The sequence below is a fragment of the Nocardioides cremeus genome (assembly GCF_030518195.1).
In the GTDB taxonomy this organism is placed as follows: Bacteria; Actinomycetota; Actinomycetes; order Propionibacteriales; family Nocardioidaceae; genus Nocardioides; species Nocardioides cremeus.
Map to the genome: position 1 here is coordinate 1 of NZ_JAULSC010000074.1, position 517 is coordinate 517.

General features: G+C 70.6%; 1 protein-coding gene. It reads left to right on the forward strand.

Annotated features, from left to right (window positions below; translation table 11 throughout):
* Positions 1–517, forward strand: a 517-nt coding sequence (locus tag QWJ41_RS20780; protein ID WP_302710375.1) for a fibronectin type III domain-containing protein, incomplete at both ends; no start/stop codon positions are given.

Sequence of the window (517 nt, forward strand, 5' to 3'; positions counted from 1 at the left end):
CCCGGTCACCGGCTACACCATCACCAGCACCCCCGACGCCGTGTCGAAGACCGTCCCCGGAGACCAGACCACCGCCACCATCGGCGGTCTGACCAACGGCACCGCCTACACCTTCACCGTGGTCGCCACCAACGCCATCGGCACCTCGACGGCGAGCGACCCGTCGAACGAGGTCACCCCCGCCGGCGTCCCCGACACCGTCACCAAGCCGTCCGCCACCCGCGGCGACAAGTCCGCGACCATCACCTGGACCAAGCCGTCCGGCAACGGGTCCCCGGTCACCGGCTACACCATCACCAGCACCCCCGACGCCGTGTCGAAGAGCGTCGATGCCGACACCACCACCGCCACCATCGGCGGTCTGACCAACGGCACCGCCTACACCTTCACCGTGACCGCCACCAACGCCATCGGCACCTCGACGGCGAGCGACCCGTCGAACGAGGTCACCCCCGCCGGCGTCCCCGACACCGTCACCAAGCCGTCCGCCACCCGCGGCGACAAGTCCGCGACCATC